Origin of the sequence: Paracoccus pacificus, assembly GCF_042680785.1 — a bacterium.
GTDB classification, from domain to species: domain Bacteria; phylum Pseudomonadota; class Alphaproteobacteria; order Rhodobacterales; family Rhodobacteraceae; genus Paracoccus; species Paracoccus pacificus.
The window spans coordinates 12,479-38,937 of record NZ_JBHUEN010000029.1 but is presented as its reverse complement, the minus strand read 5'-3'; the positions used below and the strand labels follow the sequence as shown (position 1 = coordinate 38,937).

The following is a 26,459-nucleotide window of genomic DNA, read 5'->3' as shown; positions in this document are numbered from 1 at the left end:
CCCGTGACGGTATGGAAGACAACAATCGCAATCTGATCCTGGCAATGGTGCTTTCCGCCGCCGTGGTGATCGTCTGGTCGCTTTTCTTCGCCCAGACCCCGCCCGCGCCGCCCGCCCAGGACCCGGCCGTCGCCCAGTCGAACGCCGATGCGAATGCGCAGGCCACGGGTCAGGCGCCCGGCGCCGCAGTCACCGGCCCGGTCGCGGGCGCACCGACCAATGCGACCGCGACCCCGGCCAATGTCGCGGCCGAGGATGCCAGCGGCACCGCCGCGCGGGTCAAGATCGACACGCCCTCGGTCGTGGGCAGCATCTCGCTCGCCGGTGGCCGGGTCGACGATCTGGCGCTGAAGAAATACCGCGAGACGCTGGACCCGAATTCGCCGCTTGTCCGGCTGCTGGCGCCAACCTCGGCGCAGGCGGATCAGCAGGTCGGCGCGGTCGGCGCCAAGCCCTATTACGCCGTCTATGGCTGGACCCCCGGCCCCGGTCTTGATCCCGCGCAGGTGCCCGGGCCGGCCACCGTCTGGCAGGTCGAAAGCGGCGATACGCTGGCCCCCGGCCAGCCGGTCACGCTGCGCTGGGACAACGGCGCGGGCGCGATCTTCCGCCGCGTGTTCGAAATCGACGACAAATATCTTTTCACCGTCACGCAATCGGTCGAGAACACCGGCACCGCGCCGATTCAGGCCGCGCCCTACGGGATCGTCGCCCGCCACGGCAAGCCCGACACCCAGAACTTCTTCGTCCTGCACGAGGGCGCTGTCGCCATGACCGACGGCGAGTTGCAGGAAGAAAAATACAAGGACATCACCAAATTCGACCCCGTCGCGGTCGAGGGTCAGGCGCTGATCACCGATGTCGCCAGCAACGGCTGGATAGGATTTACCGACAAATACTGGATGACGACGCTGATCCCCGCCCCGGGTCAAGCCTTTCAGGCGGTGGTGAAATATACCCCCGGCGCCGATATCTATCAGACCGAGACGCGTATGCCGATGACCAGCGTCGCGCCCGGGGCCAAGCTCGAATCGACCAGCTATCTGTTCTCGGGCGCCAAGGTCTGGGAAATCATCCGCGGCTATCAGGACAATCCCGGCATTCAGGGCTTTGTAGATTCCATCGACTGGGGCTGGTTCTTCTTTCTGACCAAGCCGATCTTCCGCCTGCTGCACTGGCTGAACGCCACCATCGGCAACATGGGCTGGTCGATCATCGCGCTGACCTTCATCCTGAAACTGCTGGTCTTCCCGCTGGCCCGCAAATCCTATGTCTCGATGGCGAAGATGAAGGAACTTCAGCCGCAGATGGAGGAACTGAAGGCCAGGACCGGCGACGATCGGATGAAATTCCAGCAGGAAACCATGGCGCTGTACAAGCGCGAGAAGGTCAATCCGGCGGCGGGCTGTCTGCCGGTGCTGTTGCAGATCCCGATCTTCTTCTCGCTTTACAAGGTGGTTTTCGTCACCATCGAATTGCGTCACGCGCCCTGGATCGGCTGGATCCGCGACCTTTCGGCGCCCGATCCGACCTCGATCCTGAACCTGTTCGGGCTGTTGCCCTTTGCCCCGCCGCCGGCCGATTCCTTCCTGCATATCCTGTCGCTGGGCGTGCTGCCGATCCTTCTGGGCATCACGATGTGGGTCCAGCAAAAGCTGAACCCCGCCCCCGCCGATCCGGCGCAGAAGATGATCTTCGCGTGGATGCCGTGGATCTTCATGTTCATGCTGGGCGGGTTCGCCTCGGGTCTGGTGCTGTACTGGATCGCGAACAACACCATCACCATCGCCCAGCAATACACGATCATGTCGATGCATGGTCACCGGCCGGATCTGTTCGGCAATATCCGCGACAGCGTGCGGCCCAAACGCAAAGCGCCGCCGCCGCCGAGCAGCCCGAAGAAATGACCGGACGGCTGCCGGACGCGACCCTTGCCCATATTCGCCGCCATGCCATCAAATCGGCGGGCGGCGAATCGCTGGGGCGGGTGGAACTGAGCGTTGGCCGGGCGCTGCCCGGCGATCGCATCTTTGGCGTCCTGCATGCGGCCTCGGACCAGCGCGCCGATGCCGATGCCCGGCTTGACCGCTGGCTGCCGAAAGCGGCCTTTCTGCGCGGCGTCGCCGGCCCCTCGCTTCAGGCGGTCACGGGGGGCGTCGATGCCGAAGGCTGGCTTGACCTGTCCCATCCCGATCTGGGTGCGGCGCGCTTCGATCCCGATGCCGCCGACACGCCCACGGCTTTGGCGGCGTGGCTTTCGCCGCTGTGGCCGGCCGGGAAACCGGCGCCGACCCGACTTGTCCGCGCGGTCGAGGGCGCGCAACTGACCGATTCCAAGGCGGCCTATGTCTCGGTCCTGTCGCTGGGCAGCTTGGCGGCGCTTGAACAGGCCGCGGGCCGGCCCTTGGGCATTCACCGCTGGCGGGCGAATTTCTGGGTCGACGGCTGGCCTGCCCGCGCCGAGGAAACCATGACCGGCGCGGTTCTTGAAATCGGGCCGGCACGGCTGCGCGTGGTCGAGCCGATCGGGCGCTGCGATGCGACCTCGGTCGACACCGACACCGGCCATGTCGACGGCAATATGCCGGGCTTTTTGCAGCAATGCTTCGGGCATCAGAATTTCGGCGTCTATGCCGAGGTGATCCGGCCGGGCGTGGTTTCGGTCGGCGATCAGGTGGTCGGGGTATGAAGGTCGCCTTCCCCGTCGCGGCCGAGCCAGATCCCGCCGCCGCCGAAGCGGCGCGGCTTCTGTTCGCGGGCCCGGTCGATTTCGTCAAGGGCGTGGTCGCCATGGACGGGTTGCCGCCCGCCGACCGCCCCGAGGTCTGCTTTGCCGGGCGTTCCAACGTCGGCAAGTCCAGCCTGATCAATGCGCTGACCGGGCGAAAATCGCTGGCCCGCGCCTCGAACACGCCCGGCCGCACGCAGGAGATCAACTATTTCGCGCTTGGTCAGCATGGCTATCTGGTCGACCTTCCGGGCTATGGCTTCGCCAAGGCGCCGGTCGCGGTCGTCGCTAAATGGCAGGCCTTGCTCAAGAACTATCTGGCCGGGCGTCCGACCTTGCGCCGCGCCTTTGCGCTGATCGATTCGCGCCACGGCATCAAGGATGTCGATCACGAGATCATGCGGCTTCTGGACCGCTCGGCGGTGCCGTTTCAGGTGGTGCTGACCAAGGCCGACAAGATCGGCCCCCGCGCGATGGAGGCGACGGTAGCGCAGGTCACCGACGAATTGCAGAAACACCCCGCCGCCTATCCCGAACTCGTGCTGACCTCATCCGACACCGGGCGGGGCGTGGCCGCGCTGCGGGCGATCATCGCCGGGTTGGAATAAGGGCGAGAAACGGGTTTTCCCGCCTGCGACTTCGGCCTAGGCTGTGGTCGAACACCGGGGATGCTTGGATGAGACAACAGAACATGGACCGTGACTGGATCGCAACCGCCCGCACCCTGTCCGAGGCGCTGCCCTATCTGCAGCGTTATACCGGCGCAGTGGTGGTGGTGAAATTCGGCGGCAACGCCATGGGCGACGAAGAGGCGATGGCCGAGTTTGCCCGCGATATCGTCCTGATGAAACAGGTCGGCATGAACCCCGTCGTGGTGCACGGCGGCGGCCCGATGATCAATGAGTTGCTGGGCAAGCTGGGCATCGAATCCCGCTTTGTTCGCGGCAAGCGCGTCACCACCAAGGAAACCGTCGAAGTGGTCGAGATGGTGCTGTCGGGGCTGGTCAACAAGCGCATCGTTCAGGCGATCAACGATCAGGGCGGCCGCGCGGTCGGCATCTCGGGCAAGGATGACGACATGATGGTTTGCGAGGCCGACGACCCCGAACTGGGCTTTGTCGGCAAGCCGGTCGAGATGAACATCCAGATCATCCGCGACCTTTACTCGGCCGGGCTGATCCCGGTCATCGCGCCCGTCGCCACCGGAATGGCCGATAACGAAACCTTCAACGTGAACGGCGACACCGCCGCCGGGGCCATCGCCGGGGCGCTGAAAGCCGACCGGCTGCTGCTGCTGACCGACGTGGCGGGGGTCAAGAACGAAAACGGCGAGATCGTGACCCAGATGCACCCCGACGAGGTGCGGGCGATGATCGCAAGCGGCGTCATCGCCGGCGGCATGATCCCCAAGACCGAAACCGCGCTGAAAGCGTTGGAGGACGGGGTGCGCGCGGTGGTCATTCTGGACGGGCGGGTGCCGAATGCCTCGCTTCTCGAGCTGTTCACCGAACACGGTGCCGGCAGCCTGATCCGCTCGACCGAACCGCGCGTCAAGCCGCATGGGCTGCGGCAACCGCCCGAGGATGTCTAGGCGGCTATGTGTAACTTTCTATTCCATATGGAATAAACACGTTTGTTGATCAGTTCACCCCTCGACGCGCTTGCCGGTTTGGTTACGAATATGGCAGGCTGCCTCGATAACCGGCTTGGCAACAGGGCAATATCAACATGACCTCTCCCGGATACCGGCGTCTGATCGTGACCCGTCACGCTAAATCGGATTGGGACGACCCGTCGCTTGAGGATCACGACCGACCGTTGAACGGTCGCGGGCGACGTTCGGCGCAAGAGCTTGGCGACTGGCTGGCCAGTCGCGGCTATGAACCCGAGGAGGTCCTGTGCTCGACCTCGCTGCGCACCCGCGAAACCTGGGACGAGGTGGCGCGGATGGTGCTTGAGGTGCGGCCCGAGATCGAATACCTGCCCGGGCTTTACCACGCCACGCCCGAGATGCTGCTGAGGGCGCTGCACGGCGCCAAAGGCCAGACCGTGATGATGATCGGCCATAATCCGGGCATCGCCGAATTCGCCGCGATGCTGCCGGCGCGGCCGCCGCTCGAACCCGATTTCCGGCGCTTTCCGACCTGCGCCACGGTGGTGATCGACTTTGCGGCGCCGGAATGGTCCGAGGTGAAACCGGGCGAAGGCAGCCTTCTGGACTTCGTGCGCCCCGACGGGCGCTAGCCGCAAACCAACCACCCGGAACGGAAAAAGGCGGCCAAAGCTCGGCCGCCTGTTTCGGTCATCCCGGGCCGCGCCCCCTGCCCGGTCAATGCCCCAATATCTGCGACAGGAACAGCTTGGTCCGTTCGGATTTCGGGTTGTTGAAGAAATCATAGGGGTTGTTCTGCTCGACGATCTGGCCCTGATCCATGAAGATCACCCGGTTCGCCACCGCCTGCGCAAAGCCCATCTCGTGGGTCACGCACAGCATGGTCATGCCTTCCTTCGCAAGCTCGATCATGGTGTCGAGCACTTCCTTGATCATCTCGGGGTCAAGGGCGCTGGTCGGCTCGTCGAACAGCATGATGCGCGGCTCCATGCACAGCGACCGCGCGATGGCGACGCGCTGTTGCTGGCCGCCGGAAAGCTGGCCCGGATATTTGTTGGCCTGCTCGGGGATCTTGACCTTGGACAGGTAATGCATCGCCCGTTCCTCGGCCTCGCGCTTGGGCACCTTGCGCACCCAGATCGGCGCCAGCGTGCAGTTTTCCAGCACCGTCAGATGCGGGAACAGGTTGAAATGCTGGAACACCATGCCGACTTCCGAGCGGACCTTGTCGATGTTCTTGATGTCGCTGGTCAGTTCGATCCCGTCCACGATGATCTGGCCCGACTGGTGATCCTCCAGCCGGTTGATGCAGCGGATCAGCGTCGATTTGCCCGAGCCGGACGGCCCGGCAATGACGATCCGCTCGCCCCGGTTCACGGTCAGGTTGATGTCGCGCAACACGTGGAACGTCCCGTACCACTTGTTCATGTTGGAGATCTGGATCGCGACCTCGTCGCTGACCTGCATGTCGGGGGCGATGGTTTCAACCGCTATCATTTCGCTCATGGGCGGGACTCCTTAGTGGTTGTCACGCTTCAGCCGGCGCTCCAGATACATGGAATAGCGCGACATGGCGAAGCAGAAGGTAAAGAAGATCAAGGCGACGAAAATATAGGGCTCCCAATAGATGCCCTTCCAGTCGGTCGAGGCGCGCACGGCGTCGGTGATGCCTTTCAGCGGATCGAGCAGGCCGACGAACACGACCAGCGTGGTGTCCTTGAACACCCCGATGAAGGTCGACACGATCCCCGGAATCGAGATTTTCAGCGCCTGCGGCAGGATGATCAGCCGCTGCGCCTTCCAGTAATCCAGACCAAGGCTGTCGGCGGCCTCGTATTGTCCCTTGGGCAAGGCGGCCAGACCGCCCCGGATCACCTCGGCCATATAGGCGGCGGCGAAGATCGTCACCATGATCACGACCCGCAGGATGATGTCGAAATTCGTCCCCGGCGGCAGGAAATAATTCAGCAGCAGCGAGGCCACGAATAGCAGCGTGATCAGCGGCACGCCGCGGATGAACTCGATGAATGTGACGGCCAGCGCACGGACAAGGAACATGTCCGACCGCCGCGCCAGCGCCAGAATGATGCCCATCGGCAAAGACATGGCGATGGCCGCGACGCCGATCGTGGTCGACAGAAGGAAGCCGCCGAAATACCGCGACGAAACCTGCGGGATCGACAGCGAAATCAGGTCTTCGGCATCGCGCGCCGCATCGCCCGAATAATAGAGCCACCACAACATGGCCAGCACGACGGCGACGATGGCGGCGACAAGCGTCGAACGCGCCGCCAGCAGCCGCCATGCGATATAGCCGATCAGGAACCCGGCCAGCGCCATGATCGGATCCCAGGCCGAGCCGCCCCACAAGAGCCAATAGGCAAGCGCCGGATAAAGCGCGGTGAACCAGAGCAGCTTCGTGGGCGCGAACTCGCCGGCCCAAAGCCAGACGGCGGCGCCGAACCACGTCGCGACGACCACCCAGACCGGGGCGTGACCGAAGATGATCCCCAGAACGCCGATGGCGGCGGCGGCGATCAGGATGATCCGGCGGATTTTCAGGCTTTCCGAGAACAGGATCGGCGCCAGCGCCACGAACAGAAGCGCGAAGGCCAAAGTGGCGCGCCAGTAAAGCGCGTTGGGATAGAAGCCGAACAGGAACTGGCTCCACCGGTCGCGGACCATGGCCCAGCAGGCGCCTTCGGCACCGGCGCCGAAGCGCTCGGCGATGATGTTGCGGCATTCGCGCAGATTCTGCGCATCCCAGACCGAATGCGAAAGCCACGGCAGAATGCCCTGCACCAGCAACCAGACGATGATGATGCCGATGATCGACAGTGCCGTGTTCAGCGGCCCCGAAAACAGGTTCTCGCGCAGCCATTTGATCGCCCCGGCCTGCCGCATCGGCGGTGGCGAAGGCGGAATCATGGTTTCGCGCACGAAGCCGGTGGAATTCGCATGAAGCTCGCTCATCTCAGCGCTCCTTCAGCTTGACGCGGTTGTTGTAGAGATTCATCCCCGCCGAGATGATCAGCGACAGCAGCAGATAGATCAGCATCATCAGCGTGACGCATTCCAGCTCGCGCCCGGTCTGGTTCAGCGTGACCCCGCCCAGCGTCCCGCGCAGGTCCAGATAACCGACTGCAATGGCCAGCGAGCTGTTCTTGGTCAGGTTGAGATATTGCGAGATCAGCGGCGGAATGATCACCCGCAGCGCCTGCGGCAGGATGACAAGGCTCATCGTGCGCCCGGGACGCAGCCCCAGCGCAAAGGCGGCCTCGGTCTGGCCGCGGCTGACCGCAAGAATACCGGCGCGCACGATCTCGGCGATGAAGGCCCCGGTGTACAGCGACAATGCCAGCCACAGCGCGAAGAAGCTGTTCGGCACGTTCAGACCGCCGGCGAAGTTGAAGCCCTTGAGCACCGGATATTGCAGATGCAGGCCGAAATACCAGATCAGCGCCACGATCGGCACGACAAAGACAAGGATCTGCATCCACCACGTCGTCGGGCGGTCTCCGGTGGCGTCCTGAACCGTGGTCGCCCAACCGGAAATGGCCCTGCGGATATAAAACGCCGCGACCAGCGCCACGATAAAGGCGATGGTCGCATAGCTGATCGATTCCTTGCCCAGAACCAGGTTGCCCGGATCATTGGTCATCGCCAGCGTCGGGATCGCCGTATAGCGGTTGGTAAAGGCAACGCTGTCGAAAAACCACATATGGGCGGTGGGGTTTTCACCGCGAAAGGCGTTGGGCGCCGGCGTCGCCTCGGTAAAGACGGCGTAGATCACAAGGATCCACAGCAACAGCGGGATGTTGCGAAACATCTCGACATAGACGGTCATCAGCCGGGCGATCAGCCAGTTGTTCGACAGGCGCAAAACGCCTGCCGCGACCCCGATCGCCGTCGCCGCAATGCAGCCCAGGATAGCGACCAGCAGCGTGTTCAGAAGCCCGACGATCATCGCCCGGAAATGGGTGTCGTCGCTGTTATAGGGGATAAGTTGGAAGCCGATGTCATAGCCGGCCCGCTTCCACAGGAAGTCGAAATTGAAATCCTTGCCCAGATTGGCGAGGTTCTGGATGGTGTTGTCGATCAGCCACCAGGCACCCGCCATCACCAGGATGAAGACTGCGACCTGAATGGTCATGGAGCGGTAGCGCCGATCATAGATCAGCATGCTCAGCCGGAACGACGGCTGCTCCGTCATCTCCGTTGTGGTTGCCATCTGAATTCCTTTTTCCGTTCCGGTTCCCGACTTTGGCGTCGATGTATCCCGTCCCGGATTCCCTGTTGAATGGTCGCGGTACCGAAGCCAAGACGCGCGGGAATTACCCCGCGCGTCCTGTGAATTCTGCCGATCAGCGGAACGGCGGGGCGTACATCAGACCGCCTTGGGTCCATTGTGCGTTCAGGCCGCGGGCCAGACCGATGGGGGTCTGCTCGCCGATGGTCGCGGCGAAGATTTCGCCATAGTTGCCGCTGGCCGAGATGGCGCGCTTGGACCAGTCCTTGTCCAGGCCGATCATCTTGCCCAGATCATCGGTGGTGCCCAGCAGGCGCTGGACCTCGGGGTTCTGGGACGATTTGGCCAGTTCCTCGATATTGGCCGAGGTCACGCCGTATTCCTCGGCGGCGACCAGCGCGTAGAAGGTCCAGCGCACGATGTCGGCCCAGTTGTTGTCGCCATGGCGCACCGCGATCGCCAGCGGCTCTTTCGAGATGATCTCGGGCAGGATGATGTGGTTGCTCGGGTCGGCGAAGGCCGCCCGGGTCGCCGCCAGCCCCGAGGCATCGGTGGTATAGGCGTCGCAGGCGCCGGCCAGATACTGCTGTTCACCCTCGGCGTTGGTGTCGATGGCGACCGGCTGATAGGTCATGTTGTTGGCCTTGAAATAATCGGCCAGGTTCAGTTCGGTCGTGGTGCCGGTCTGGATACAGACGGTGGCGCCATCCAGTTCCTTGGCGCTGGTCACGCCCAGATCCTTGCGGACCATGAAGCCCTGACCGTCGTAGTAGTTGACCGCCACGAAATCGAGCTTCAGGTCGGTATCGCGCGAAAAGCTCCAGGTGGAGTTACGGGCCAGAAGATCGACCTCGCCCGATGACAGCGCGGTAAAGCGGGTCTGGCCCGAGGTGGGCACATATTTCACCTTCGAGGCGTCACCCAGAACCGCGGCGGCCACCGCCTTGCAGACCGCGATATCGAATCCCGACCAGTTTCCGTTGGCGTCCGGCGCGGCAAAGCCGACAAGCCCGATGTTGACGCCGCAGTTCAGTTCGCCCCGCGCCTTGACGTCGGACAGCGTGTCCGCACTGGCGATCCCGGCCACCAAAGCACCAGCCGCGATGGTCCCGAGAAATAGCGCATGTCTCATTGTAAACCTTCCCTGAATTGCCCCGCCGATCCGGCAGGGGATTTTATTGAGGCCCCTTCCGGGTCCCTTGGTTCTGGGGCTACCCCCGATCCTTTGAGATTGGGCCAGAACACGCCCAAGCGTCAAGGACTGTTGCAAGACCGTGGCCTAGCCTTCGCGCAGCAGCGCCAGAAAGCGTTCAGACGCCAAAATATCGCGCAGTCGGTTTTCGGCCGCGGCATCGGCCTCGGCGTCGCGACCCCAGCGGGCGGCCTGCCATTCCTCGTCCAGCCGCGAAAGCCGGTGCGCCTCGGCCCCGGAAATCCGCCCCTTGTCCACCGCCAGTCCCAGGATCAGCGAGCCGGGCAAGGTCACCAGATCATGCAGCCCGGTCAGTTGCCACGGGTCCTTATCGTCCAGTTCCGCACGCAACCGCCCCATCGCCCCGGCGTCCTGCGCCACCGGCACGATGCCCTGGGTGACCGCCAGACGGGCGCCCAGATCCTGTTCGGCCCAGTCGAGCAAAGGATCCCATTCGGCCTTTTGCAGTTCGGCCAGCTCGCCCTCGCCGCGATAGGACAGCAGATCCGTACCGCCATATTCCGCCAGCATCGCCGCCACCCCGTCACGCTGCGGCGTGACCTTCTCGATGGCCGAGTTCGCGGCGCGGGTCAAAGGCATCTCGGTGGGGCGGATCTCGTCCCGCTGGTCGTCCCATTCCTGCGCGATCGCTTCGGCCAGCGCCCGGCCCGGCACGATCAACGGTTGTTTTCCGGGCGTGCGCAGCGGTCGGTCATCCAGCGCAATGCCCCAGCCGCCGCCGTCCTCGGCACGCGCCCGGGCATTTTTCCAGAACCGTTTCACGCTCCATTCGCGGGTTTCAGCCATGCGTCCAGCATCCTTGTGAGATCAGAGTAATCAGCCGCGATCCGGCTTGCGCCCGCCGCCTGAAGCCGCGCGCGGGGATGATAGCCCCAGCCGACGCCGATCGCATCGGCCCCGGCGGCGCGCGCCATCTCGACGTCGAAACTGGTGTCGCCCACGACCAATGTCCGGCCGGGATCGACCCCGGTCTCGGCCATCGCGGCCAGCAACATCGCCGGATGCGGCTTGGACGGATGGTGATCGGCGGTCTGGATGGTGACGAAACCGGAAAGCCCGTGATGGGTCATGCTGGCATCCAGCCCGCGCCGCGACTTGCCGGTGGCCACGCCCAGAAGCACATCGTCGCGCGCCGCCAGCGCCCGCAGACAGGCCAGCGCGCCGGGGAAAAGCGGTGCATCCTCGCGCAGGCGCGCCTGCCGGAAACTGTCGCGATAGGCCGAGGCCAGCGCCTCGTGCAGGCTGTCATCCTGATCGGGGGCCAGATGCGCCATCGCCTGCGGCAGCGACAGGCCAACGGTCGCAAGCATCGCGGCGCGGTCGGGGGCGGGATGATTCACCGCGCCGAAGGCATAGGTCATCGCGCGGTGAATATGGTCCTGACTGTCGATCAGGGTTCCGTCCACATCAAAGACGATCAGCTTCATGCCTTTCCCCTTCCGCCCCTGACCTGCCCTGACCGGCCGGCTCGCGCCCCGCACCGTCAAACGGGTCCCCGGGCAAACGGATCCTCGGGCGCGTCGCTTTCCTGCCATCCGAACGTCTTCCACGTCTTTCGCATATGGTCGGGCAAGGGCGCGGTGAACGTCACCAGCTTCTTGGTGATCGGATGCTCGAAGGTCAGGCTGCGGGCATGCAGGTGCAGCTTGCGGCTTATGTCGCCGCCAAGCTGCGCGCCCCAGCCGTCGCCCGGATTTTCCTGACCCGAGCCGCCATATTTCCCGTCTCCGATGATCGGATTTCCGATCTCGGCCATATGCGCGCGCAGTTGATGGGTCCGGCCGGTGATCGGCGACAGCGCGCACCACGAGGCCCGGTTCGCCAGCACCTCCAGCACCGCATAATCGGTGGCCGCGCGCTTGGCGCCCTCGGTCGCGGCGATCCGGTCGGGATGGACGGCGATCATGCGCTCGCCCTCGCCACCGCGGCCATGGCCCGGGGCCTTGACCAGCCCGAACTTGATGGTGCCCTTGCGCGGTTGCGGCACGCCCGCGACCATCGCCCAATAGATCTTGCGGGTATCGCGGTGCCGAAAGGATTCCGACAGCGCCCGCGCCACCCGGTCGGTCCGCGCCAGCACCAGAACGCCCGAGGTGTCCTTGTCCAGCCGGTGCACCAGTTTCGGACGCTCCTTGTAGCCGAATTTCAGCGCCTCGGACAGCGCATCGACGTGGCGGTCGCCCAAACCGCTGCCGCCCTGACTGGGCAGGCCCGGGGGCTTGTTCAGGACGATCAGATGCTGGTCCTGAAACAGCACCGCATCCTGTATCATCTTCGCGTCGGCATCCGACGGCCCGGCCGGTCGCGCCGGTTGCCGGCCGACCGGATTTCCGTCGACATCGACCAGCGGCATGGTCAGCTCGGCCGGGATCGGGGGCACCCGCACCTCTTGCCCCGGCGCGACCCGGGTCGCGGCCTTAACCCGACCGCCGTCGACGCGCAACTGCCCGGTGCGGCACCATTTCTCGATCACGCCCTGCGACAGGCCGGGAAAGCGTTTCTTCAGCCAGCGATCAAGACGGCTGTCGCCCTCGTCCGAGGGGATGCGGATGGTTTGAACCGCGCTCATGCCCAGATCGCCCGGCCAATCGCCAACCCGGCCAGAACGGCGGCCAGCGACAGCACCACCGAGGCGACGACATAGCCGATCGCCAACACGGCCTTGCCGCCTTCCCATAGAAACAGCGTGTCCAGCGAAAACGCCGAGAACGTGGTGAACCCGCCCAGAACCCCGGTCAGCAGAAACGGCGCCAGATGATTGCCGCCGCGTTCCGCCAGTGTCACCACCAGCAGCCCCATCAACAGCGAGCCCGCCACGTTCACGGTCAGCGTGGCCCACGGGAATCCCGGTCCAATCGCCCGCATGGCCATGATGTTGACGCCGTAGCGCGCCATCGCGCCCAGACCTCCGCCAAGCGCCACCTGTAGAAAATTCATGTCTCACCATCCTTGAGATTGCGCTTTTGGCGAAGTTTCGCGAACCAGTCCACCCGTTTGCGCAAATCCCGCTCAAACCCACGTTCGGCCGGATGGTACAGAATGGGACGCTTCATCCCCTCGGGAAAATAGTTCTGCCCCGAAAAGCCGTCCTCGGCATTGTGATCATAGGCATATCCGGCGCCATATCCCTGTTCCTTCATCAACGCGGTCGGCGCGTTCAGGATATGCGCCGGGGGCATCAGGCTGCCGGTCTTGCGGGCCTCCTCCTTCGCCGCGCTGAAGGCCATATAGGCGGCGTTCGATTTCGGGGCCAGCGCCAGATAGATCACCGCCTCGGCCAACGCCAGCTCGCCCTCGGGGCTGCCCAACCGCTCATAGGTCGACCATGCGTCAAGGCAATGGCGCTGCGCCGCCGGATCGGCAAGCCCGATATCCTCGATCGCCATGCGGGTGATCCGGCGGGCGAGATAGCGCGGATCCTCTCCGCCCGCGAGCATCCGGGCCAACCAATACAGCGCCGCGTCGGGATCCGAGCCGCGCACCGATTTATGCAGCGCCGAGATCAGGTTGTAATGCTCGTCCCCCGACTTGTCGTATTTCGCGGCCCGGCGCATCAGCCGTGTGGACAGGGTGTCGGTATCGAGCTTGCCGGACAGTTTCCACGCCATGATCTGTTCGATCAGGTTCAGCGCGGCGCGGCCATCGCCATCGGCCATTTCCAGCAGCCGGTCGCGCGCCTCGCCGGTCAGGGGCAGCGGCCGGCCGAGTTCGCGTTCGGCCCGCTGTGCAAGCAGTTCCAGATCGGCCAGCGACAGACGTTCCAGCACGATGACCTGCGCCCGCGAAAGCAGCGCGGCATTCAGCTCGAACGAGGGGTTTTCGGTGGTCGCGCCCACCAGAAGGATGGTCCCGTCCTCCATATGCGGCAGGAAACTGTCCTGTTGCGCCTTATTGAAACGGTGGATCTCGTCGACGAACAGCAGCGTGCCCTGCCCGTTCTGGCGGCGCAGTCTGGCCGCCTCGAACACCTTGCGCAGTTCCGGCACGCCCGAAAAGATCGCGCTGATCTGAACGAAGGACAGGTCCGTTTCGCGCGCAAGAAGCCGCGCGATGGTGGTCTTGCCGACCCCGGGCGGTCCCCACAGGATCAGCGAGGACAGGCTGCCCGCCGCCAGCATGGCGCCCAGCGGCCCCTCGGGACCCAGAACCTTGCCCTGTCCGACGATCTCGGAAATCCGTTGCGGACGGATGCGATCCGCCAGCGGCCGGGGCGCATCCGCCGCGGCCTTGCCGGGCGCCCCCTCGTCCCGGCCGTCCTCGATTTTATCGAATAGATCTGGCATGTCCGTCCGTTTGCTGAAGGGCGATATTAAACGCCCTTCGCGCCTGATTTAACCCCCAAGAATATTGCCCGCCGTCAGTGCAGTTTGCTGGCAAGGTTGATCGACACACACTGGAAATCGGCGTCGTCGATCCACATGCTGCGACCGATGGCCTCGGCCTCGAGCCCGCAACGGCCATACCACCGCGGCCAGTTCGCGCCGGTCAGCGCGATCAGCCGGGTGGCGCCAAGTTCGCGCGCCGATCCGGTCATCGCCTCGACCATGCGGAAATGCACCTTGCGCCGAATCGCCTGCGGCGTGGAATGGTTCACGAAAACACGCGAACATTCCCACGTCGATTCCTCGACCGGGGCCTCGGCATACAGCAGATCCTGCGGGATCGAGCCGCCGAGGATACCGTTCTGCGCGTCGCGGATCATGTAGGAATAGATCCCGCAGCGCGCCGTGGTCGGCGTCAGCCGCATGCCCGCAAGCACCTGCCCCATGTCGTGGATGGCGATCCAGCGGCTTTGCGGGGTGTCATACTGGTCGAACTCCATGCCCATTTCCTCGGGCAGATCCCAGTTCTTCTGTATGATGAAGCTTTGGCGTCTGGCGCGGAAAAGGTTTGCGAACAGTTCGCCATGGACATGTAAATTTGCGAATGAAAGCGTGGTGGTCTGCATCGTCTCTACTCCAGGGGTTAAAGGATCGCCCGCGGAGCATCGCTGTCGAACGTCTTACAAGAGGCGAAAATCCTTGGCCCGCTGAATCGCCTCGGCGGTCGTCCTTGCCATCAGCCGCTCTCGGGCTGAAATCAGACGGGCCTTGAAGGCGCTTTCCGTGATCCCAAGTTTGGCCGCCGCCGCCGCATGACGATCTCCCTCTGCGACACACCGTAGGGCCTCAGATTGAGCCTTGGTCAGGCTCTCCGGCGGTTCTGTCATATCGTGAAGCCGCCGAACGTGGTCCGAGATCGTGTCAATCTCGGAATCTGTGAAATCTTTATCCGCCCGGGCAAAACTTGCGATACTGCGGGATGAGATCGGACCCAGCGAGACGGTGACGCCGAAACGGAGGCCGTAACGCTTTGCCTCGCCCAGAATGTCGAACGGATCCGGCAACGGGAACTTGCTCCAGCGGCAGGCGCCGATCGTCGAGAAGCCCCACGCGATGGTGGGATCCCGAAGCGCATAGCCATTGGCCGAATAGTGATCCGTCCATTGTGGGCTATAGGTCTGAAACTGAAGCAGGGGCGCCGCGAAACGGATGTGCAGACCCACGAAGTACCCCGCCGGCGCGAGACGCGACAGCTTATTGAGGATGGCGTTTATATCAGCGCGCGAAGACATATCTTTTTAGACAGGTTCGTTCGAGGGGGGTCAACATTTGATACTTAAGATTGTATGTAAATCGTTCAGCCTGAATAATGAATAGCTCTTGGACGATCCGCCAGAGGATTTTGCCGCTGGTCGTTTTTACGATATATATCAATGTATTAAAGATCGGCGCGGGATAGGAAAAACCCGAGGGCACAAACCCGGGCCCGAACGATCCCGCAAAGCCGTTTCAACCAGCGATAGAGAAACGGATATTGACCAAATGGTCAGTCCGCACGATTCGGTGCGAAGCGCGCCTATCCCGCCCGGCGGTCGATCCGCGCGCGGCCCAAGGTTTCACGGGCCAAGCCCGGCAGGTCGCCGATGCAAAGCGCGCGGCGCGGCAACGGCACCAGCCTGCGTTGGGTCGGAAATTGAAAAACCTGCCGGCGTGCGGACCGGCAGGTTCGATAGGCACAATGGCCAGTATTCGGGAGCGCACGCGCAACGAGGTGCGCGCGGCCGGCTCGGACGGGAGGTGTCCCGTGGCCGTCTTATTCGGCGGCGTCTTCCGCTTCGACGCGGGCGCGGTCAGCGGCACCCTTGGCCGAGGTATCACGCTCCACGAACTCGATAATCGCCATCGGGGCCATGTCGCCATAGCGGAAACCGGCCTTCATGATGCGGACATAGCCGCCCTGACGGTCCTTGTAGCGCGGGCCGATCACCTCGAACAGGCGGGCGACGTGGATGTCCTGCTTCAACTGCGCGGCGGCCAGACGGCGGGCGTGCAGATCACCGCGCTTGGCCAGCGTGACCAGCTTTTCGACGATCGGTCGCAGTTCCTTGGCTTTCGGCAGAGTGGTCTTGATCTGCTCATGCTCGATCAGCGAGCCGGCCATGTTGGCGAACAGCGCCTTGCGGTGTTCGTGGGTACGGTTAAGGCGGCGATAGCCGCGGGCGTGACGCATGATTTTCTCCTTTTACGTCTTTTGCTTTGTCCGGCGGCCCTTGCGTGAAAGCCGCTCTCCTTGGGGCGGGATGCCCGGGGTTCGGGAAGGTGGGGAAACCCCCACCCTGCCCGGTCTTAAAACTGATCGTCGAAGCGCTTGGCCAGGTCTTCGATGTTTTCCGGCGGCCAGTCGACCACGTCCATACCAAGGTGCAGCCCCATGCCGGACAGGACTTCCTTGATCTCGTTCAGCGACTTGCGGCCAAAGTTCGGGGTGCGCAGCATCTCGGCTTCGGTCTTCTGGATCAGGTCGCCGATATAGACGATGTTGTCGTTCTTCAGGCAGTTGGCCGAGCGGACCGACAGTTCCAGCTCGTCGACTTTCTTCAGCAGGCGCGGATCGAACTCCAGACCGTCGTCCAGCTCGCTGCGGTTGGCCGATTCCGGCTCATCGAAGTTCACGAAGACCGACAGTTGATCCTGAATGATACGCGCCGCATAGGCCACCGCATCTTCGGGGGTCAGGCTGCCGTCGGTCTCGACCTTCATGGTCAGCTTGTCATAGTCCAGAACCTGACCTTCGCGGGTCGGGGTGACTTCATAGCTGACGCGCTTGACCGGCGAGAAGATGGCGTCGATCGGGATCAGGCCGATCTGGGCATCCTCGGGGCGGTTCTTGTCCGCGGCGACGTAGCCTTTGCCATTCGTCACGGTCAGTTCCATATGAACCTCGGCGCCGTCATCGAGGTGGCAGATGACATGCTCGCGGTTCAGGATCTCGATGCCGGCGGTTTCGGTGATGTCACCGGCGGTCACGACGCCCGGGCCCTTGGCCGAAAGGACCAGCCGTTTCACGCCGTCCACGTCCATGCGCAGCGTCACGCCCTTGAGGTTCAGGACGATATCCGTCACATCTTCACGCACGCCCGCGACCGACGAAAATTCGTGCAGGACGTTGTCGATCTGAACGCTGGTGATCGCGGCACCTTGCAGCGACGACAGCAGAACCCGGCGCAGCGCGTTGCCGAGCGTCAGGCCGAAGCCACGCTCCAACGGTTCGGCCACGACCGTGGCGACGCGCTGAGCGTCGGCACCTGCTTTGACATCCAGTTGCGCCGGCTTGATAAGCTCGGCCCAGTTCTTGTGGATCATGCGATTGCCTCCATACTAGTTTCCGGCCCATGTCCGGTGGCCGGAAACGCCCGAGGTGAAATGCGTAACGGCCCGACCGCGACGCTGAAAAACACGCGCGGTCGGGCCAGTATCAAAGAAACTCAGACGCGGCGGCGCTTGGGCGGCCGGCAGCCGTTATGCGCGATCGGGGTCACGTCACGGATGGCGGTGATGTTGAAACCGACCGCGGCCAGCGCGCGCAGCGCCGATTCACGACCCGAACCCGGGCCCTGAACTTCGACTTCCAGCGTGCGGACGCCGTGTTCCTGCGCCTTCTTGCCGGCGTCTTCGGCGGCCATCTGGGCGGCATAGGGGGTAGATTTGCGCGAACCCTTGAAGCCCATGGTGCCGGCCGAGGACCATGCGATCGCATTGCCCTGAACGTCGGAAATCAGAATCTTGGTGTTGTTGAACGAGCTGTTCACATGCGCCACGCCGGTGGCGATGTTCTTGCGTTCCTTGCGCTTCATGCGCGTCTTGTCGCGTGCCATGTTGCGCTCTCCTTATTTCTTCTTGCCGGCGATGGGCTTTGCCGGGCCCTTGCGGGTGCGGGCGTTGGTATGGGTACGCTGCCCACGAACCGGCAGACCGCGGCGGTGACGCAGACCACGGTACGAACCCAGATCCATCAGGCGCTTGATGTTCATCTGGGTTTCACGACGCAGGTCACCCTCGACGGTCAGGTTCGCGTCGATATATTCGCGGATCTGCAGAACCTCTGCATCCGACAGGTCGTTCACCCGGCGGGCCGGGTCGATGCCCACGGCGCCGACGATCTGCTCGGCGATCTGCGGGCCGATGCCGTGAATATAGGTAAGTGCGATGGGGACACGTTTCCCCGTCGGAATGTTGACGCCAGCAATACGAGCCACGCGTTTTTCCTTCTCATGTTGCGGTTCCGTGGTCCCGGAACCTTTTTTCACAACCGAAAGCCCGAAAGCTGCGCCTTCGGGCCGCAATCCACACCAGCAGGACAAAGCCCGCGAAAATGTGATTCTCAAACGAGATAAGGCGACCTATAGCAAGGTCAAGGGCGCGTCAAGCGGTCAACCCGTGATCAGCCGGGATTGGCCGAGCTTACCCTGCGTTCAGGTGTGATCAATCCGGTTCAGGATGCCGTCGATCTGCGCCGCCACCTGATCAATTTCGGCCAGGCCATCGACCGTCCTCAGCAGCCGGTTGGCATAGTAATAGCCGATCAGCGGCGAGGTCTTCTTGTAATATTCCAGCAAACGGGTCCGGAGGCTTTCGGCGTTATCATCCGCGCGGCGCCGCAGATCGGTCGATCCGCAAACGTCGCAGACGCCGGGCACCTTGGTCGGCTTGGTATCGTCGTGATAGACCTCGCCGCAATTGCCGCAGGTATAGCGCCCCGAAATGCGCGAGACCAGCGCCGCATCATCCACCTGCATCTCGATCACCGCGTCGATCCGCTGGCCGATCTCGTCCATCAGCGCGGCAAGGGCATCGGCCTGGGCCAGCGTGCGGGGGAACCCGTCAAAGATGAAGCCCGGCGCGTCCGAACCCGCGATCTTTTCGCGGATCAGCCCGACAACGATCTCATCCGTGACCAGTTCGCCCCGGTCCATGACCGCAGCCACGAGATTGCCCATCTCGGTGCCCGAGTTGCGCGCCTCGCGCAGCATGTCGCCGGTGGAAAGCTGCACCAGACCGCGGCCTTCAACCAACAGGCGCGCTTGCGTACCTTTACCGGCGCCGGGCGGGCCCAGCAGGATGATGTTGACCGTCATATATCCCCCGTATCAGCGGCGGGCAGGTGCCTTGCGAGGCTTGGCTGCCGTGCCGGTCCGCTTTTTGCCGCGCAATTGCGATTTCTCGATCAGACCTTCGTATTGATGGGCAAGCAAGTGCGATTGCACCTGATTGATCGTGTCCATCGTCACCGAAACCACGATCAGAACCGAGGTCCCGCCGAAATAGAACGGCACCGACCACTGGTTGCGCAGAACCTCGGGCAGCAGACAGACCGCGGCCAGATAAAGCGAACCGATGACGAGGATCCGGTTGACCACGTAATCCAGATATTCCTGGGTCCGCTTGCCCGGCCGCACGCCGGGAATGAAACCGCCCTGATTCTTCAGGTTCTCGGCCACATCCTCGGTCTTGAAGGCGACGTTCTGGGTATAGAAATACGCAAAGAACACGATCATCGCCGCGAAGAACAGCATGTAAAGCGGCTGCCCGGGCCCGAAATAGGCAAGGATCGTCGACATGATCGGCCCCGCCTGATTGCCCGAGAAGGTCGCGATCGTCGTCGGCAGCAGCAAAAGCGAGCTGGCGAAGATCGCCGGGATCACGCCGGCGGGGTTCACCTTCAGCGGCAGATGGCTGGACTGGCCGTCATAGATCTTCATCCCGACCTGACGGCGCGGGTATTGGATGCGGATCTTGCGCAGCGCGCGTTCCATGAACACGACAAAGCCGATGACCACGATGACCATGGCGATCACCGCCAGCACCACCGGCGCCGAGATCGCGCCCGAACGCCCCTGGCTAAGGAATTGCGCCAGCGCCTCGGGGATATGGGCAACGATGCCGACGAAGATGATCAGCGAAATACCGTTACCGATGCCGCGGGCGGTGATCTGCTCGCCCAGCCACATCAGGAACATGGTGCCGCCCACCAGCGTGATCACCACGCTGGCCCGGAAGAACATGCCCGGATCCTGCGCCAGCCCGCCATGCTCAAGGCTGACCGCCAGACCCCAGGCCTGGAACAGCGCCAGCGCGACCGTGGCATAACGGGTGTATTGGTTGATCTTCTTGCGGCCGGCCTCACCCTCTTTCTTCAGCTGTTCCAGCGAGGGGACCATGCTGGCCAGAAGCTGGACGATGATCGAGGCCGAGATATAGGGCATGATGCCAAGGGCAAAGACGCCCATCCGGCCAAGCGCGCCACCGGTGAACATGGTCAGGATGCCACCGATCCCGTTCTGCGCATCGGCCATGAAGTTGCGCAACGCAGCGCCGTCGATGCCGGGCACGGGGATATAGGTGCCAAGGCGGCAAACGATCAGCAATCCGATGGTGAACCAGATCCGCTGGCGAAGTTCCGTGGCGCGCCCCAAGGCGCCCCAGCTAAGGTTCGCGGCCATCTGTTCTGCGGCTGAAGCCATAAGCGATCTCTTTCAGGACTGCGCCGCCGGACGGTTTCCCGATCCCGCGGCGCTGGAAAACTGACTGTTATTTAATGGGGGGACGCGCCCCCCACAACCGTTATTCCGCCGCAGTTTCAACCTTCGGTTCCGTCAAGGTGATCTTTCCGCCGGCTTTTTCGATGGCTGCCACCGCCGCGGCCGAGGCGCCCGCCACGGTCAGGTTCAGCTTGGCTTTCAGTTCACCCTTGGCCAGAACGCGCACACCGTCCAGTTTGCGGCGCACGACCCCGGCCGCGACCAGCGCATCCTCGGTCACGTCGGCTTTGGCGTCCAGCTTGCCCGAATCGACGAAGGCCTGCAGTTGGCCCAGATTGACGACCGCGAAGGACTTGGCGTTCGGCTTGGTGAAGCCGCGCTTCGGCAGGCGGCGGTACAGCGGCATCTGGCCGCCTTCGAACCCGTTCAGCGCAACGCCCGAACGCGAGGTCTGGCCCTTGATACCACGGCCTGCGGTCTTGCCCTTGCCGGAACCCGGGCCGCGCGCCACGCGCTTTTTCTTGCGGGACGCGCCTTCGTTGTCACGAATCTCATGCAGTTTCATTTCGCTTCTCCTTGGCCGGAAGCGCCCCATGAAGCGTAAGGGGGCGGACACGGCATTTCTTGGTTATATGAATCGTGGCTTTCCGCCACCGCGCGTCAGTAGCGAAGCCGCGGCGGCAGGTCAAGCGATGATGCGGCGGGTCGGGGCGCCGATCCGTCAGATCGGCCCCGCGCCAGCGCAGCGCACCTTGCGCGCCCCGGCGGCATCGGTGTGCGGGCGGCGTCATCGGTTTGGGCACAGGCACGGAGGGGCAACGCAGGTCGCGGCGGGAAAACCGGCATCACCGCAAGATTCGGAACCGTGCCCCCAATCCGGCGCTGTTTGCGGTCTTACAAAAGCGCCGTGCCGCATTCCGCGCAGGAATTGACGCAATATGACCTGGCCGGTTGCGGCAGGGTTGCCGCCGTCTTGCCCTCAGAACGTCATCCAGCAACCGAGCTTCACCGCCACCTCGCCCTTTTCCGACAAGGGTGCGATCAGGCCGAACTCGATCTTGCTGCGTTTGGTCAGCCCATAGACCAGCGTCGTCGCCAGTTTGCCGGAATATCCGGTGTCCGAGCGGTCCTCGAACCGGAACTGGTTGATCCACATCAGCCTGTCGGTGGCATTCCAGCCGATGGTCAGCTCGGCCTTGGCAATCCTTGCCGGCATCGCGTAGATGCTGGCATCAGCCCCATCCTCGCCCGCCCCGCTGAACGGTCCGGGGGTGAAAACCGCAGAGAAACCGTTGCCATCGCGGCGCCCTGCCCCTGCCTTCTCTGCCGCGCCCGATCCCTTGGTGAATTTCAGCCGCGCGTCGACCGAGAACCAGCCCCCGCCGTGCAGTCGCCGCAGCCCCGGAATGGCGTCGAAGCCGCGGCCCCAAGACATCCCCACCTGCCCGACCGGATCAAAGGACCCGCCGCGTCCCACCGCCCCGACGCCAAGCGAAACCGCCCAGCGGTCCGGCCCCTCGCCCCCGTCCAGCGTCCGCTGGAACCAGATCAGGCCGCTGATTTCCTCGGCATCGGTATAGCCCAGCTCAAACCCCAGCGTGTTGCGCGCCGACAGCCCGTATTCGCCATAGAGCCCAGCATAGGCGTTCCGGTTGCGATCACCCTCGACCGAAAACGCGAGGAACGTCGTCCCGGCGTCGCGGGGCCAAGGGCCGGCATGGGCAGGCGGCGGCGTCAGCAGGATCAGGGCTGCGATCAGACGGGCGGTATAGGGTCGACACATCGGCGTCCTGTCCGAAGGGGGAAGATGTCCGCCCAACCTATGCGCTGATGGTTAACGGACCCTTAATCCGGTCATTGCGGGACCAAAATCCGCAATCGCCCCAAAACGCAAAAGGGGCCGCGTCCGGGGCCCCTTTCTTCCGTCATGGAAAGGAAAAGGCCGGGTTTCCCCGGCCCTGCCCCATCAGTTCTTTTCTTCCACGATCACCGCCAGATGCGGGATCTTGGCGACCATGCCGCGCACCGCCGGGGTGTCTTCCAGCTCGCGCGTGCGGTTCATCTTGTTCAGACCCAGACCCTTCAGCGTCTCGCGCTGGATGGCCGGGCGGCGGATCGGGCTTCCGATCTGCTTGACGACGATGGTTTTTGCCATTTTCGCGTTCCTCAGGCTTCGGCCGGGGCCGGCTCGGCCTTGGCTTCGGTTTTCAGGATGTCCGCAACCTTCTTGCCGCGACGGCTGGCCACCGAACGGGGCGAGGCCTCGGCCTTGAGGCCGTCGATGGTGGCGCGGATCATGTTATAGGGGTTCTGCGAGCCCAGCGACTTCGCAACAACGTCCTGAACGCCCAGCATCTCGAACACGGCGCGCATCGGACCACCGGCGATGATCCCGGTACCGGGAACGGCGGTGCGCATGACAACCTTGCCGGCGCCATGACGGCCTTCGATGTCGTGGTGCAGCGTGCGGCCATCGCGCAGCGGCACGCGGATCAGGCTACGCTTGGCCTGCTCGGTCGCCTTGCGGATCGCCTCGGGCACTTCCTTGGCCTTGCCCTTGCCGAAACCGACGCGGCCGCGCTGATCGCCGACAACGACCAAAGCGGCAAAGCCAAAGCGCTTACCGCCCTTGACGGTTTTCGACACGCGGTTGATCGCAACCAGACGATCGGCGAATTCCGGGGTTTCCTCGCGTTCGCGACGGTCCCGGCGGTTTTCACGTTCTGCCATGAGGCATTCCTTCTTATCTGGCGCTTTTGCCACGCCGTTGGATCCAATCCTGGTGGGCATCGCGCATGGCGGCGCCCCCGGATCATCGGGGCGGCGGGACCGTCACCGGCCACGCCGCCCGCAAGAGATCAGAACTTCAGCCCGCCTTCGCGCGCCGCGTCTGCCAGTGCCTTGATCTTGCCGTGGAACAGGAAGCCGCCGCGATCGAAGATCACCTCTTCCACGCCGGCCTTCTTGGCCCGTTCCGCGATCGCCGCGCCGATCTTGGCGGCGGCTTCGACGTTGTTCTTGCCCACCACGCCCAGGTCCTTTTCCAGCGACGAGGCCGAAGCCAGCGTCACACCCTGGACATCGTCGATCAGCTGCACGCTGATGTTCTTCGACGAGCGGTGAACCGACAGGCGCGGACGGCCGTTGGCCAGGCCGCGCAGTTTGTTCCGTACGCGCAGGCGGCGCTTCTGGAACAGTCCTCTTTTGTTCAGTGCCATTTTGCGCCCCTTTACTTTTTCTTGCCTTCCTTGCGGAAGATGCTCTCACCCTTGTAGCGGATGCCCTTGCCCTTGTAGGGCTCGGGGCGGCGCCACTCGCGGATGTTCGCGGCGACCTGACCGACCAGTTGCTGGTCGATGCCCTCGACGACGATTTCGGTCTGCTTCGGGGCGGTGATGGTCACGCCTTCCGGAACCTCGAAATCCACGTCGTGGCTGTAGCCAAGCGCCAGTTTCAGGGTCTTGCCCTGCATGGTTGCACGATAGCCGACGCCCTGAATTTCCAGCTCTTTCTTGAAGCCGGTGGTGACGCCGGTGATCAGGTTTTCCACCATCGAGCGCGACATGCCCCACTGCTGGCGCGCCCGTTTGGACGTGCCGCGCGGGGTCACGGTGACCGCGCCGTCTTTCAGTTCGATGGTCACGTCGTCGGTCGCGGTGAAGGAACGGGTGCCTTTCGGCCCCTTCACCTCGATCGACTGGCCGTCGATATTCGCCGTCACGCCCTGGGGCAGTTCGACCGGCTTTTTACCAATCCGAGACATGCTGCCCTCCTTAGAACACGGTGCAGAGGACTTCGCCGCCGACGTTGGCGTTGCGAGCCGCTGCATCCGACATGACGCCCTTGGGCGTGGACACGATGGAGACACCCAGCCCGTTGCGGACATGGGGGATTTCCTGCGCGCCGGCATAGACCCGGCGACCGGGCTTGGACACGCGCGCGATTTCGCGGATGACCGGAGTGCCCTCGAAGTATTTCAGGCTGATTTCCAGTTCGGGATGCCCGTCCTTGGAAGTCGCCGCTTCATAACCGCGGATGTAGCCTTCGTCTTTCAGCACATCCAGAACCCAGGCGCGCAGCTTGCTGGCCGGGGTGCGGACGGTCGATTTGCCGCGCATCTGAGCGTTGCGGATGCGGGTCAGCATATCGCCGAGAGGATCGTTCATAGACATAATGCCCCCTTACCAGCTCGATTTGACCATGCCGGGGATCTGGCCGAACGAGCCGAGCTCGCGCAGCATGATCCGCGACAGTTTCAGTTTGCGATAATACGCGCGCGGACGGCCGGTCAGTTGGCACCGGTTGTTCAGGCGCGTCGCCGAGGAGTTGCGCGGCAGTTCAGCCAGTTTCAGGCTGGCCTTGAAGCGCTCTTCCATGGGCAGGGACTGGTCTTTGACGGTTTCGGCAAGCGCGGCACGCTTGGCGGCGTATTGCGCCACCAGCTTTTCCCGCTTTTTCTGCCGTTCGATCATGGATTTTTTTGCCATATCAATATCCTCCCGCGATCAGCTGGTGAAAGGCATGTTGAACAGCTTCAACAGTGCCTTCGCTTCCGCGTCGGTTTTCGCGGTGGTGCAGATGATGATGTCCATCCCCAGAACTTCGTCGACCTTGTCGAAGTTGATTTCCGGGAAAACGATGTGCTCCTTCAGGCCCATGGCATAGTTGCCGCGGCCGTCGAAAGAGGTGCCCTTGACGCCGCGGAAGTCGCGGACGCGGGGCAGCGCGATGTTGATCAGGCGGTCCAGGAATTCATACATCCGGTCGCCGCGCAGCGTGACCTTGCAGCCCAGCGGCATGTCCTCGCGCACGCGGAACCCGGCGATCGAGTTCTTGGCGTGGGTGATGACGGCCTTCTGGCCGGCGATCAGCGAAAGCTCTTCCGCGCCCTGCTTGACCTTTTTGGTGTCCTTGACGGCCTCGCCGATGCCCATGTTCAGGACGATCTTGTCCAGACGCGGGATCTGCATGTCGTTCTTGTAGCCGAATTCTTCCTTCAGGCTGGCCCGCAGCTTGTCGCGGTACAGCGTCTTCAGGCGCGGCGTATAGTTCTGCGCGTCCAGCATCAGAGCACATCCCCCGTGGTCTTGGCGAAACGCACCTTCTTGCCGTCTTCAACGCGGAAGCCGACGCGGGTGGGTTTGCCGTTCTTGTCCATGACAGCCAGATTGGACAGGTCGATCGGCATCGGTTTGGCCACGCGGCCGCCCTGGCTTGACTGCGACTGGCGGGTGTGGCGGATCGCGATGTTCACGCCTTCAACGATGGCCTTGTTATCGGCGGGCATGACGGCGGTGATTTCGCCCTGCTTGCCCTTGTCCTTGCCGGCCAGCACGATGACCTTGTCGCCTTTTTTCAGCTTGGCAGCCATCACAGCACCTCCGGCGCAAGCGAGATGATCTTCATGAAGTTCTTGGCCCGCAGCTCGCGCACGACCGGCCCGAAAATACGGGTGCCCACCGGCTCACCCTGGTTGTTCAGGATGACGGCGGCGTTGCGGTCGAAGCGGATCGAGGTGCCGTCTTCACGGTTGACTTCCTTGGCGGTGCGCACGACGACGGCCTTGCGGACGTCGCCCTTCTTCACGCGGCCGCGCGGAATGGCTTCCTTGACGGAGACGACGATGATGTCGCCCACCGACGCATAGCGCCGGTGCGAGCCGCCCAGGACCTTGATGCACTGAACCCGGCGCGCGCCGGAGTTGTCAGCGACATCCAGATTGGTCTGCATCTGGATCATAGGTTTTCTCCCGACCTTTGGGGACCGACCGGCTTACAGGATTGGCGGCCCCAGGGT

General features: G+C 63.5%; 33 protein-coding genes. 5 read left to right on the top strand and 28 right to left on the bottom strand.

What is annotated here, in order from left to right; all coding sequences use genetic code 11:
- Positions 1-11 precede the first annotated feature (11 nt).
- From yidC to ACFSCT_RS10520, 5 genes are all read left to right on the top strand, one after another.
- Entirely contained in the window at positions 12-1,907 is a 1,896-nt protein-coding gene (gene yidC, locus ACFSCT_RS10540) for a membrane protein insertase YidC (protein WP_379142565.1), read from the top strand.
- A complete protein-coding gene (locus ACFSCT_RS10535; protein ID WP_379142563.1) occupies positions 1,904-2,689 on the top strand; it encodes an MOSC domain-containing protein in 786 nt (261 codons plus the stop codon). The genes yidC and ACFSCT_RS10535 overlap by 4 nt, the downstream gene beginning before the upstream one ends.
- The gene (yihA, locus tag ACFSCT_RS10530) at positions 2,686-3,336 is read left to right on the top strand and encodes a ribosome biogenesis GTP-binding protein YihA/YsxC (RefSeq protein ID WP_379142561.1); all 651 of its coding nucleotides are present in this window, start codon (positions 2,686-2,688) and stop codon (positions 3,334-3,336) included. Before ACFSCT_RS10535 ends, yihA begins: the two co-directional genes overlap by 4 nt.
- An 83-nt stretch (positions 3,337-3,419) precedes the next feature.
- Complete coding sequence (gene argB, locus ACFSCT_RS10525) at positions 3,420-4,319, top strand: acetylglutamate kinase (protein ID WP_379142602.1); 900 nt, start codon at positions 3,420-3,422, stop codon at positions 4,317-4,319.
- 137 nt (positions 4,320-4,456) lie between these two features.
- On the top strand, positions 4,457-4,972 hold the full coding sequence (locus ACFSCT_RS10520; protein ID WP_379142559.1) for a SixA phosphatase family protein: 516 nt from the start codon (positions 4,457-4,459) through the stop codon (positions 4,970-4,972).
- Positions 4,973-5,057: 85 nt separating this feature from the next.
- On the opposite strand, the gene ACFSCT_RS10515 is transcribed toward ACFSCT_RS10520, so the two are convergent.
- The 28 genes from ACFSCT_RS10515 to rplN form a co-directional block, all read right to left on the bottom strand.
- Positions 5,058-5,807, bottom strand: coding sequence for an amino acid ABC transporter ATP-binding protein (locus ACFSCT_RS10515; protein WP_379142599.1), 750 nt, complete (start codon positions 5,805-5,807; stop codon positions 5,058-5,060).
- Positions 5,808-5,858: 51 nt separating this feature from the next.
- Positions 5,859-7,268: an amino acid ABC transporter permease gene (locus ACFSCT_RS10510; RefSeq protein WP_379142598.1), complete on the bottom strand. Its 1,410-nt coding sequence runs from the start codon at positions 7,266-7,268 to the stop codon at positions 5,859-5,861.
- 46 nt (positions 7,269-7,314) lie between these two features.
- A complete protein-coding gene (locus ACFSCT_RS10505) occupies positions 7,315-8,571 on the bottom strand; it encodes an amino acid ABC transporter permease (protein WP_379142557.1) in 1,257 nt (418 codons plus the stop codon).
- 133 nt (positions 8,572-8,704) lie between these two features.
- Positions 8,705-9,721, bottom strand: a complete 1,017-nt coding sequence (locus ACFSCT_RS10500; protein WP_379142556.1) for an amino acid ABC transporter substrate-binding protein — start codon at positions 9,719-9,721, stop codon at positions 8,705-8,707.
- A gap of 147 nt (positions 9,722-9,868) precedes the next feature.
- Complete coding sequence (locus ACFSCT_RS10495) at positions 9,869-10,588, bottom strand: ATP12 family chaperone protein (RefSeq protein ID WP_379142554.1); 720 nt, start codon at positions 10,586-10,588, stop codon at positions 9,869-9,871.
- Complete coding sequence (locus ACFSCT_RS10490; RefSeq protein WP_379142552.1) at positions 10,561-11,229, bottom strand: HAD-IA family hydrolase; 669 nt, start codon at positions 11,227-11,229, stop codon at positions 10,561-10,563. The genes ACFSCT_RS10495 and ACFSCT_RS10490 overlap by 28 nt, the downstream gene beginning before the upstream one ends.
- A gap of 56 nt (positions 11,230-11,285) precedes the next feature.
- A complete protein-coding gene (locus ACFSCT_RS10485; RefSeq protein WP_379142551.1) occupies positions 11,286-12,371 on the bottom strand; it encodes an RluA family pseudouridine synthase in 1,086 nt (361 codons plus the stop codon).
- Complete coding sequence (crcB, locus tag ACFSCT_RS10480; RefSeq protein ID WP_379142549.1) at positions 12,368-12,739, bottom strand: fluoride efflux transporter CrcB; 372 nt, start codon at positions 12,737-12,739, stop codon at positions 12,368-12,370. Before crcB ends, ACFSCT_RS10485 begins: the two co-directional genes overlap by 4 nt.
- A complete protein-coding gene (locus ACFSCT_RS10475) occupies positions 12,736-14,085 on the bottom strand; it encodes a replication-associated recombination protein A (protein WP_379142547.1) in 1,350 nt (449 codons plus the stop codon). The genes crcB and ACFSCT_RS10475 overlap by 4 nt, the downstream gene beginning before the upstream one ends.
- A gap of 74 nt (positions 14,086-14,159) precedes the next feature.
- On the bottom strand, positions 14,160-14,750 hold the full coding sequence (locus ACFSCT_RS10470; protein ID WP_379142545.1) for an acyl-homoserine-lactone synthase: 591 nt from the start codon (positions 14,748-14,750) through the stop codon (positions 14,160-14,162).
- 54 nt (positions 14,751-14,804) lie between these two features.
- On the bottom strand, positions 14,805-15,416 hold the full coding sequence (locus ACFSCT_RS10465) for a helix-turn-helix transcriptional regulator (RefSeq protein WP_379142543.1): 612 nt from the start codon (positions 15,414-15,416) through the stop codon (positions 14,805-14,807).
- 521 nt (positions 15,417-15,937) lie between these two features.
- Positions 15,938-16,354, bottom strand: coding sequence for a 50S ribosomal protein L17 (rplQ, locus tag ACFSCT_RS10460; RefSeq protein ID WP_379142541.1), 417 nt, complete (start codon positions 16,352-16,354; stop codon positions 15,938-15,940).
- Positions 16,355-16,470: 116 nt separating this feature from the next.
- Positions 16,471-17,487, bottom strand: coding sequence for a DNA-directed RNA polymerase subunit alpha (locus tag ACFSCT_RS10455; RefSeq protein WP_379142540.1), 1,017 nt, complete (start codon positions 17,485-17,487; stop codon positions 16,471-16,473).
- 122 nt (positions 17,488-17,609) lie between these two features.
- On the bottom strand, positions 17,610-17,999 hold the full coding sequence (rpsK, locus tag ACFSCT_RS10450; protein WP_379142537.1) for a 30S ribosomal protein S11: 390 nt from the start codon (positions 17,997-17,999) through the stop codon (positions 17,610-17,612).
- Positions 18,000-18,011: 12 nt separating this feature from the next.
- Positions 18,012-18,380, bottom strand: coding sequence for a 30S ribosomal protein S13 (gene rpsM / locus ACFSCT_RS10445; protein WP_379142534.1), 369 nt, complete (start codon positions 18,378-18,380; stop codon positions 18,012-18,014).
- A gap of 216 nt (positions 18,381-18,596) precedes the next feature.
- Positions 18,597-19,259 (bottom strand): adenylate kinase, encoded by a 663-nt coding sequence (locus ACFSCT_RS10440; protein ID WP_379142531.1) that lies wholly within the window; start codon positions 19,257-19,259, stop codon positions 18,597-18,599.
- Between the two features lie 12 nt (positions 19,260-19,271).
- Positions 19,272-20,645 (bottom strand): preprotein translocase subunit SecY, encoded by a 1,374-nt coding sequence (secY, locus tag ACFSCT_RS10435; protein ID WP_379142529.1) that lies wholly within the window; start codon positions 20,643-20,645, stop codon positions 19,272-19,274.
- 100 nt (positions 20,646-20,745) lie between these two features.
- Positions 20,746-21,228 (bottom strand): 50S ribosomal protein L15, encoded by a 483-nt coding sequence (gene rplO / locus ACFSCT_RS10430; protein ID WP_379142526.1) that lies wholly within the window; start codon positions 21,226-21,228, stop codon positions 20,746-20,748.
- Positions 21,229-21,642: 414 nt separating this feature from the next.
- The gene (locus tag ACFSCT_RS10425) at positions 21,643-22,446 is read right to left on the bottom strand and encodes a hypothetical protein (RefSeq protein WP_379142524.1); all 804 of its coding nucleotides are present in this window, start codon (positions 22,444-22,446) and stop codon (positions 21,643-21,645) included.
- A gap of 183 nt (positions 22,447-22,629) precedes the next feature.
- On the bottom strand, positions 22,630-22,818 hold the full coding sequence (gene rpmD / locus ACFSCT_RS10420) for a 50S ribosomal protein L30 (protein WP_379142522.1): 189 nt from the start codon (positions 22,816-22,818) through the stop codon (positions 22,630-22,632).
- A gap of 11 nt (positions 22,819-22,829) precedes the next feature.
- Positions 22,830-23,393, bottom strand: coding sequence for a 30S ribosomal protein S5 (gene rpsE / locus ACFSCT_RS10415; protein ID WP_379142519.1), 564 nt, complete (start codon positions 23,391-23,393; stop codon positions 22,830-22,832).
- Between the two features lie 128 nt (positions 23,394-23,521).
- Positions 23,522-23,881: a 50S ribosomal protein L18 gene (rplR, locus tag ACFSCT_RS10410; protein WP_379142516.1), complete on the bottom strand. Its 360-nt coding sequence runs from the start codon at positions 23,879-23,881 to the stop codon at positions 23,522-23,524.
- A gap of 11 nt (positions 23,882-23,892) precedes the next feature.
- Positions 23,893-24,426, bottom strand: coding sequence for a 50S ribosomal protein L6 (gene rplF / locus ACFSCT_RS10405; RefSeq protein WP_379142514.1), 534 nt, complete (start codon positions 24,424-24,426; stop codon positions 23,893-23,895).
- Positions 24,427-24,436: 10 nt separating this feature from the next.
- On the bottom strand, positions 24,437-24,835 hold the full coding sequence (gene rpsH, locus ACFSCT_RS10400; RefSeq protein ID WP_379142512.1) for a 30S ribosomal protein S8: 399 nt from the start codon (positions 24,833-24,835) through the stop codon (positions 24,437-24,439).
- Positions 24,836-24,844: 9 nt separating this feature from the next.
- Positions 24,845-25,150 carry a 30S ribosomal protein S14 gene (gene rpsN, locus ACFSCT_RS10395; RefSeq protein ID WP_379142510.1) on the bottom strand — a complete coding sequence of 102 codons (306 nt, stop codon included), beginning with the start codon at positions 25,148-25,150 and terminating at the stop codon, positions 24,845-24,847.
- An 18-nt stretch (positions 25,151-25,168) separates the two neighbouring features.
- Positions 25,169-25,729: a 50S ribosomal protein L5 gene (rplE, locus tag ACFSCT_RS10390; RefSeq protein WP_379142508.1), complete on the bottom strand. Its 561-nt coding sequence runs from the start codon at positions 25,727-25,729 to the stop codon at positions 25,169-25,171.
- Positions 25,729-26,034 carry a 50S ribosomal protein L24 gene (gene rplX, locus ACFSCT_RS10385; protein ID WP_379142506.1) on the bottom strand — a complete coding sequence of 102 codons (306 nt, stop codon included), beginning with the start codon at positions 26,032-26,034 and terminating at the stop codon, positions 25,729-25,731. The genes rplE and rplX overlap by 1 nt, the downstream gene beginning before the upstream one ends.
- Positions 26,034-26,402, bottom strand: a complete 369-nt coding sequence (gene rplN / locus ACFSCT_RS10380; RefSeq protein WP_022708219.1) for a 50S ribosomal protein L14 — start codon at positions 26,400-26,402, stop codon at positions 26,034-26,036. Before rplN ends, rplX begins: the two co-directional genes overlap by 1 nt.
- Between the last annotated feature and the right edge of the window lie 57 nt (positions 26,403-26,459).

Bases quoted from the DNA above. Each gene is read 5' to 3' on its own strand.
- yidC (WP_379142565.1), top strand. From the start codon at position 12: ATGGAAGACAACAATCGCAATCTGATCCTGGCAATGGTGCTTTCCGCC.
- ACFSCT_RS10535 (WP_379142563.1), top strand. From the start codon at position 1,904: ATGACCGGACGGCTGCCGGACGCGACCCTTGCCCATATTCGCCGCCAT.
- yihA (WP_379142561.1), top strand. From the start codon at position 2,686: ATGAAGGTCGCCTTCCCCGTCGCGGCCGAGCCAGATCCCGCCGCCGCC.
- argB (WP_379142602.1), top strand. From the start codon at position 3,420: ATGGACCGTGACTGGATCGCAACCGCCCGCACCCTGTCCGAGGCGCTG.
- ACFSCT_RS10520 (WP_379142559.1), top strand. From the start codon at position 4,457: ATGACCTCTCCCGGATACCGGCGTCTGATCGTGACCCGTCACGCTAAA.
- ACFSCT_RS10515 (WP_379142599.1), bottom strand. From the start codon at position 5,807: ATGCAGGTCAGCGACGAGGTCGCGATCCAGATCTCCAACATGAACAAG.
- ACFSCT_RS10510 (WP_379142598.1), bottom strand. From the start codon at position 7,268: ATGATTCCGCCTTCGCCACCGCCGATGCGGCAGGCCGGGGCGATCAAA.
- ACFSCT_RS10505 (WP_379142557.1), bottom strand. From the start codon at position 8,571: ATGGCAACCACAACGGAGATGACGGAGCAGCCGTCGTTCCGGCTGAGC.
- ACFSCT_RS10500 (WP_379142556.1), bottom strand. From the start codon at position 9,721: ATGAGACATGCGCTATTTCTCGGGACCATCGCGGCTGGTGCTTTGGTG.
- ACFSCT_RS10495 (WP_379142554.1), bottom strand. From the start codon at position 10,588: ATGGCTGAAACCCGCGAATGGAGCGTGAAACGGTTCTGGAAAAATGCC.
- ACFSCT_RS10490 (WP_379142552.1), bottom strand. From the start codon at position 11,229: ATGAAGCTGATCGTCTTTGATGTGGACGGAACCCTGATCGACAGTCAG.
- ACFSCT_RS10485 (WP_379142551.1), bottom strand. From the start codon at position 12,371: ATGAGCGCGGTTCAAACCATCCGCATCCCCTCGGACGAGGGCGACAGC.
- crcB (WP_379142549.1), bottom strand. From the start codon at position 12,739: ATGAATTTTCTACAGGTGGCGCTTGGCGGAGGTCTGGGCGCGATGGCG.
- ACFSCT_RS10475 (WP_379142547.1), bottom strand. From the start codon at position 14,085: ATGCCAGATCTATTCGATAAAATCGAGGACGGCCGGGACGAGGGGGCG.
- ACFSCT_RS10470 (WP_379142545.1), bottom strand. From the start codon at position 14,750: ATGCAGACCACCACGCTTTCATTCGCAAATTTACATGTCCATGGCGAA.
- ACFSCT_RS10465 (WP_379142543.1), bottom strand. From the start codon at position 15,416: ATGTCTTCGCGCGCTGATATAAACGCCATCCTCAATAAGCTGTCGCGT.
- rplQ (WP_379142541.1), bottom strand. From the start codon at position 16,354: ATGCGTCACGCCCGCGGCTATCGCCGCCTTAACCGTACCCACGAACAC.
- ACFSCT_RS10455 (WP_379142540.1), bottom strand. From the start codon at position 17,487: ATGATCCACAAGAACTGGGCCGAGCTTATCAAGCCGGCGCAACTGGAT.
- rpsK (WP_379142537.1), bottom strand. From the start codon at position 17,999: ATGGCACGCGACAAGACGCGCATGAAGCGCAAGGAACGCAAGAACATC.
- ACFSCT_RS10440 (WP_379142531.1), bottom strand. From the start codon at position 19,259: ATGACGGTCAACATCATCCTGCTGGGCCCGCCCGGCGCCGGTAAAGGT.
- secY (WP_379142529.1), bottom strand. From the start codon at position 20,645: ATGGCTTCAGCCGCAGAACAGATGGCCGCGAACCTTAGCTGGGGCGCC.
- rplO (WP_379142526.1), bottom strand. From the start codon at position 21,228: ATGAAACTGCATGAGATTCGTGACAACGAAGGCGCGTCCCGCAAGAAA.
- ACFSCT_RS10425 (WP_379142524.1), bottom strand. From the start codon at position 22,446: ATGTGTCGACCCTATACCGCCCGTCTGATCGCAGCCCTGATCCTGCTG.
- rpmD (WP_379142522.1), bottom strand. From the start codon at position 22,818: ATGGCAAAAACCATCGTCGTCAAGCAGATCGGAAGCCCGATCCGCCGC.
- rpsE (WP_379142519.1), bottom strand. From the start codon at position 23,393: ATGGCAGAACGTGAAAACCGCCGGGACCGTCGCGAACGCGAGGAAACC.
- rplR (WP_379142516.1), bottom strand. From the start codon at position 23,881: ATGGCACTGAACAAAAGAGGACTGTTCCAGAAGCGCCGCCTGCGCGTA.
- rplF (WP_379142514.1), bottom strand. From the start codon at position 24,426: ATGTCTCGGATTGGTAAAAAGCCGGTCGAACTGCCCCAGGGCGTGACG.
- rpsH (WP_379142512.1), bottom strand. From the start codon at position 24,835: ATGTCTATGAACGATCCTCTCGGCGATATGCTGACCCGCATCCGCAAC.
- rpsN (WP_379142510.1), bottom strand. From the start codon at position 25,150: ATGGCAAAAAAATCCATGATCGAACGGCAGAAAAAGCGGGAAAAGCTG.
- rplE (WP_379142508.1), bottom strand. From the start codon at position 25,729: ATGCTGGACGCGCAGAACTATACGCCGCGCCTGAAGACGCTGTACCGC.
- rplX (WP_379142506.1), bottom strand. From the start codon at position 26,034: ATGGCTGCCAAGCTGAAAAAAGGCGACAAGGTCATCGTGCTGGCCGGC.
- rplN (WP_022708219.1), bottom strand. From the start codon at position 26,402: ATGATCCAGATGCAGACCAATCTGGATGTCGCTGACAACTCCGGCGCG.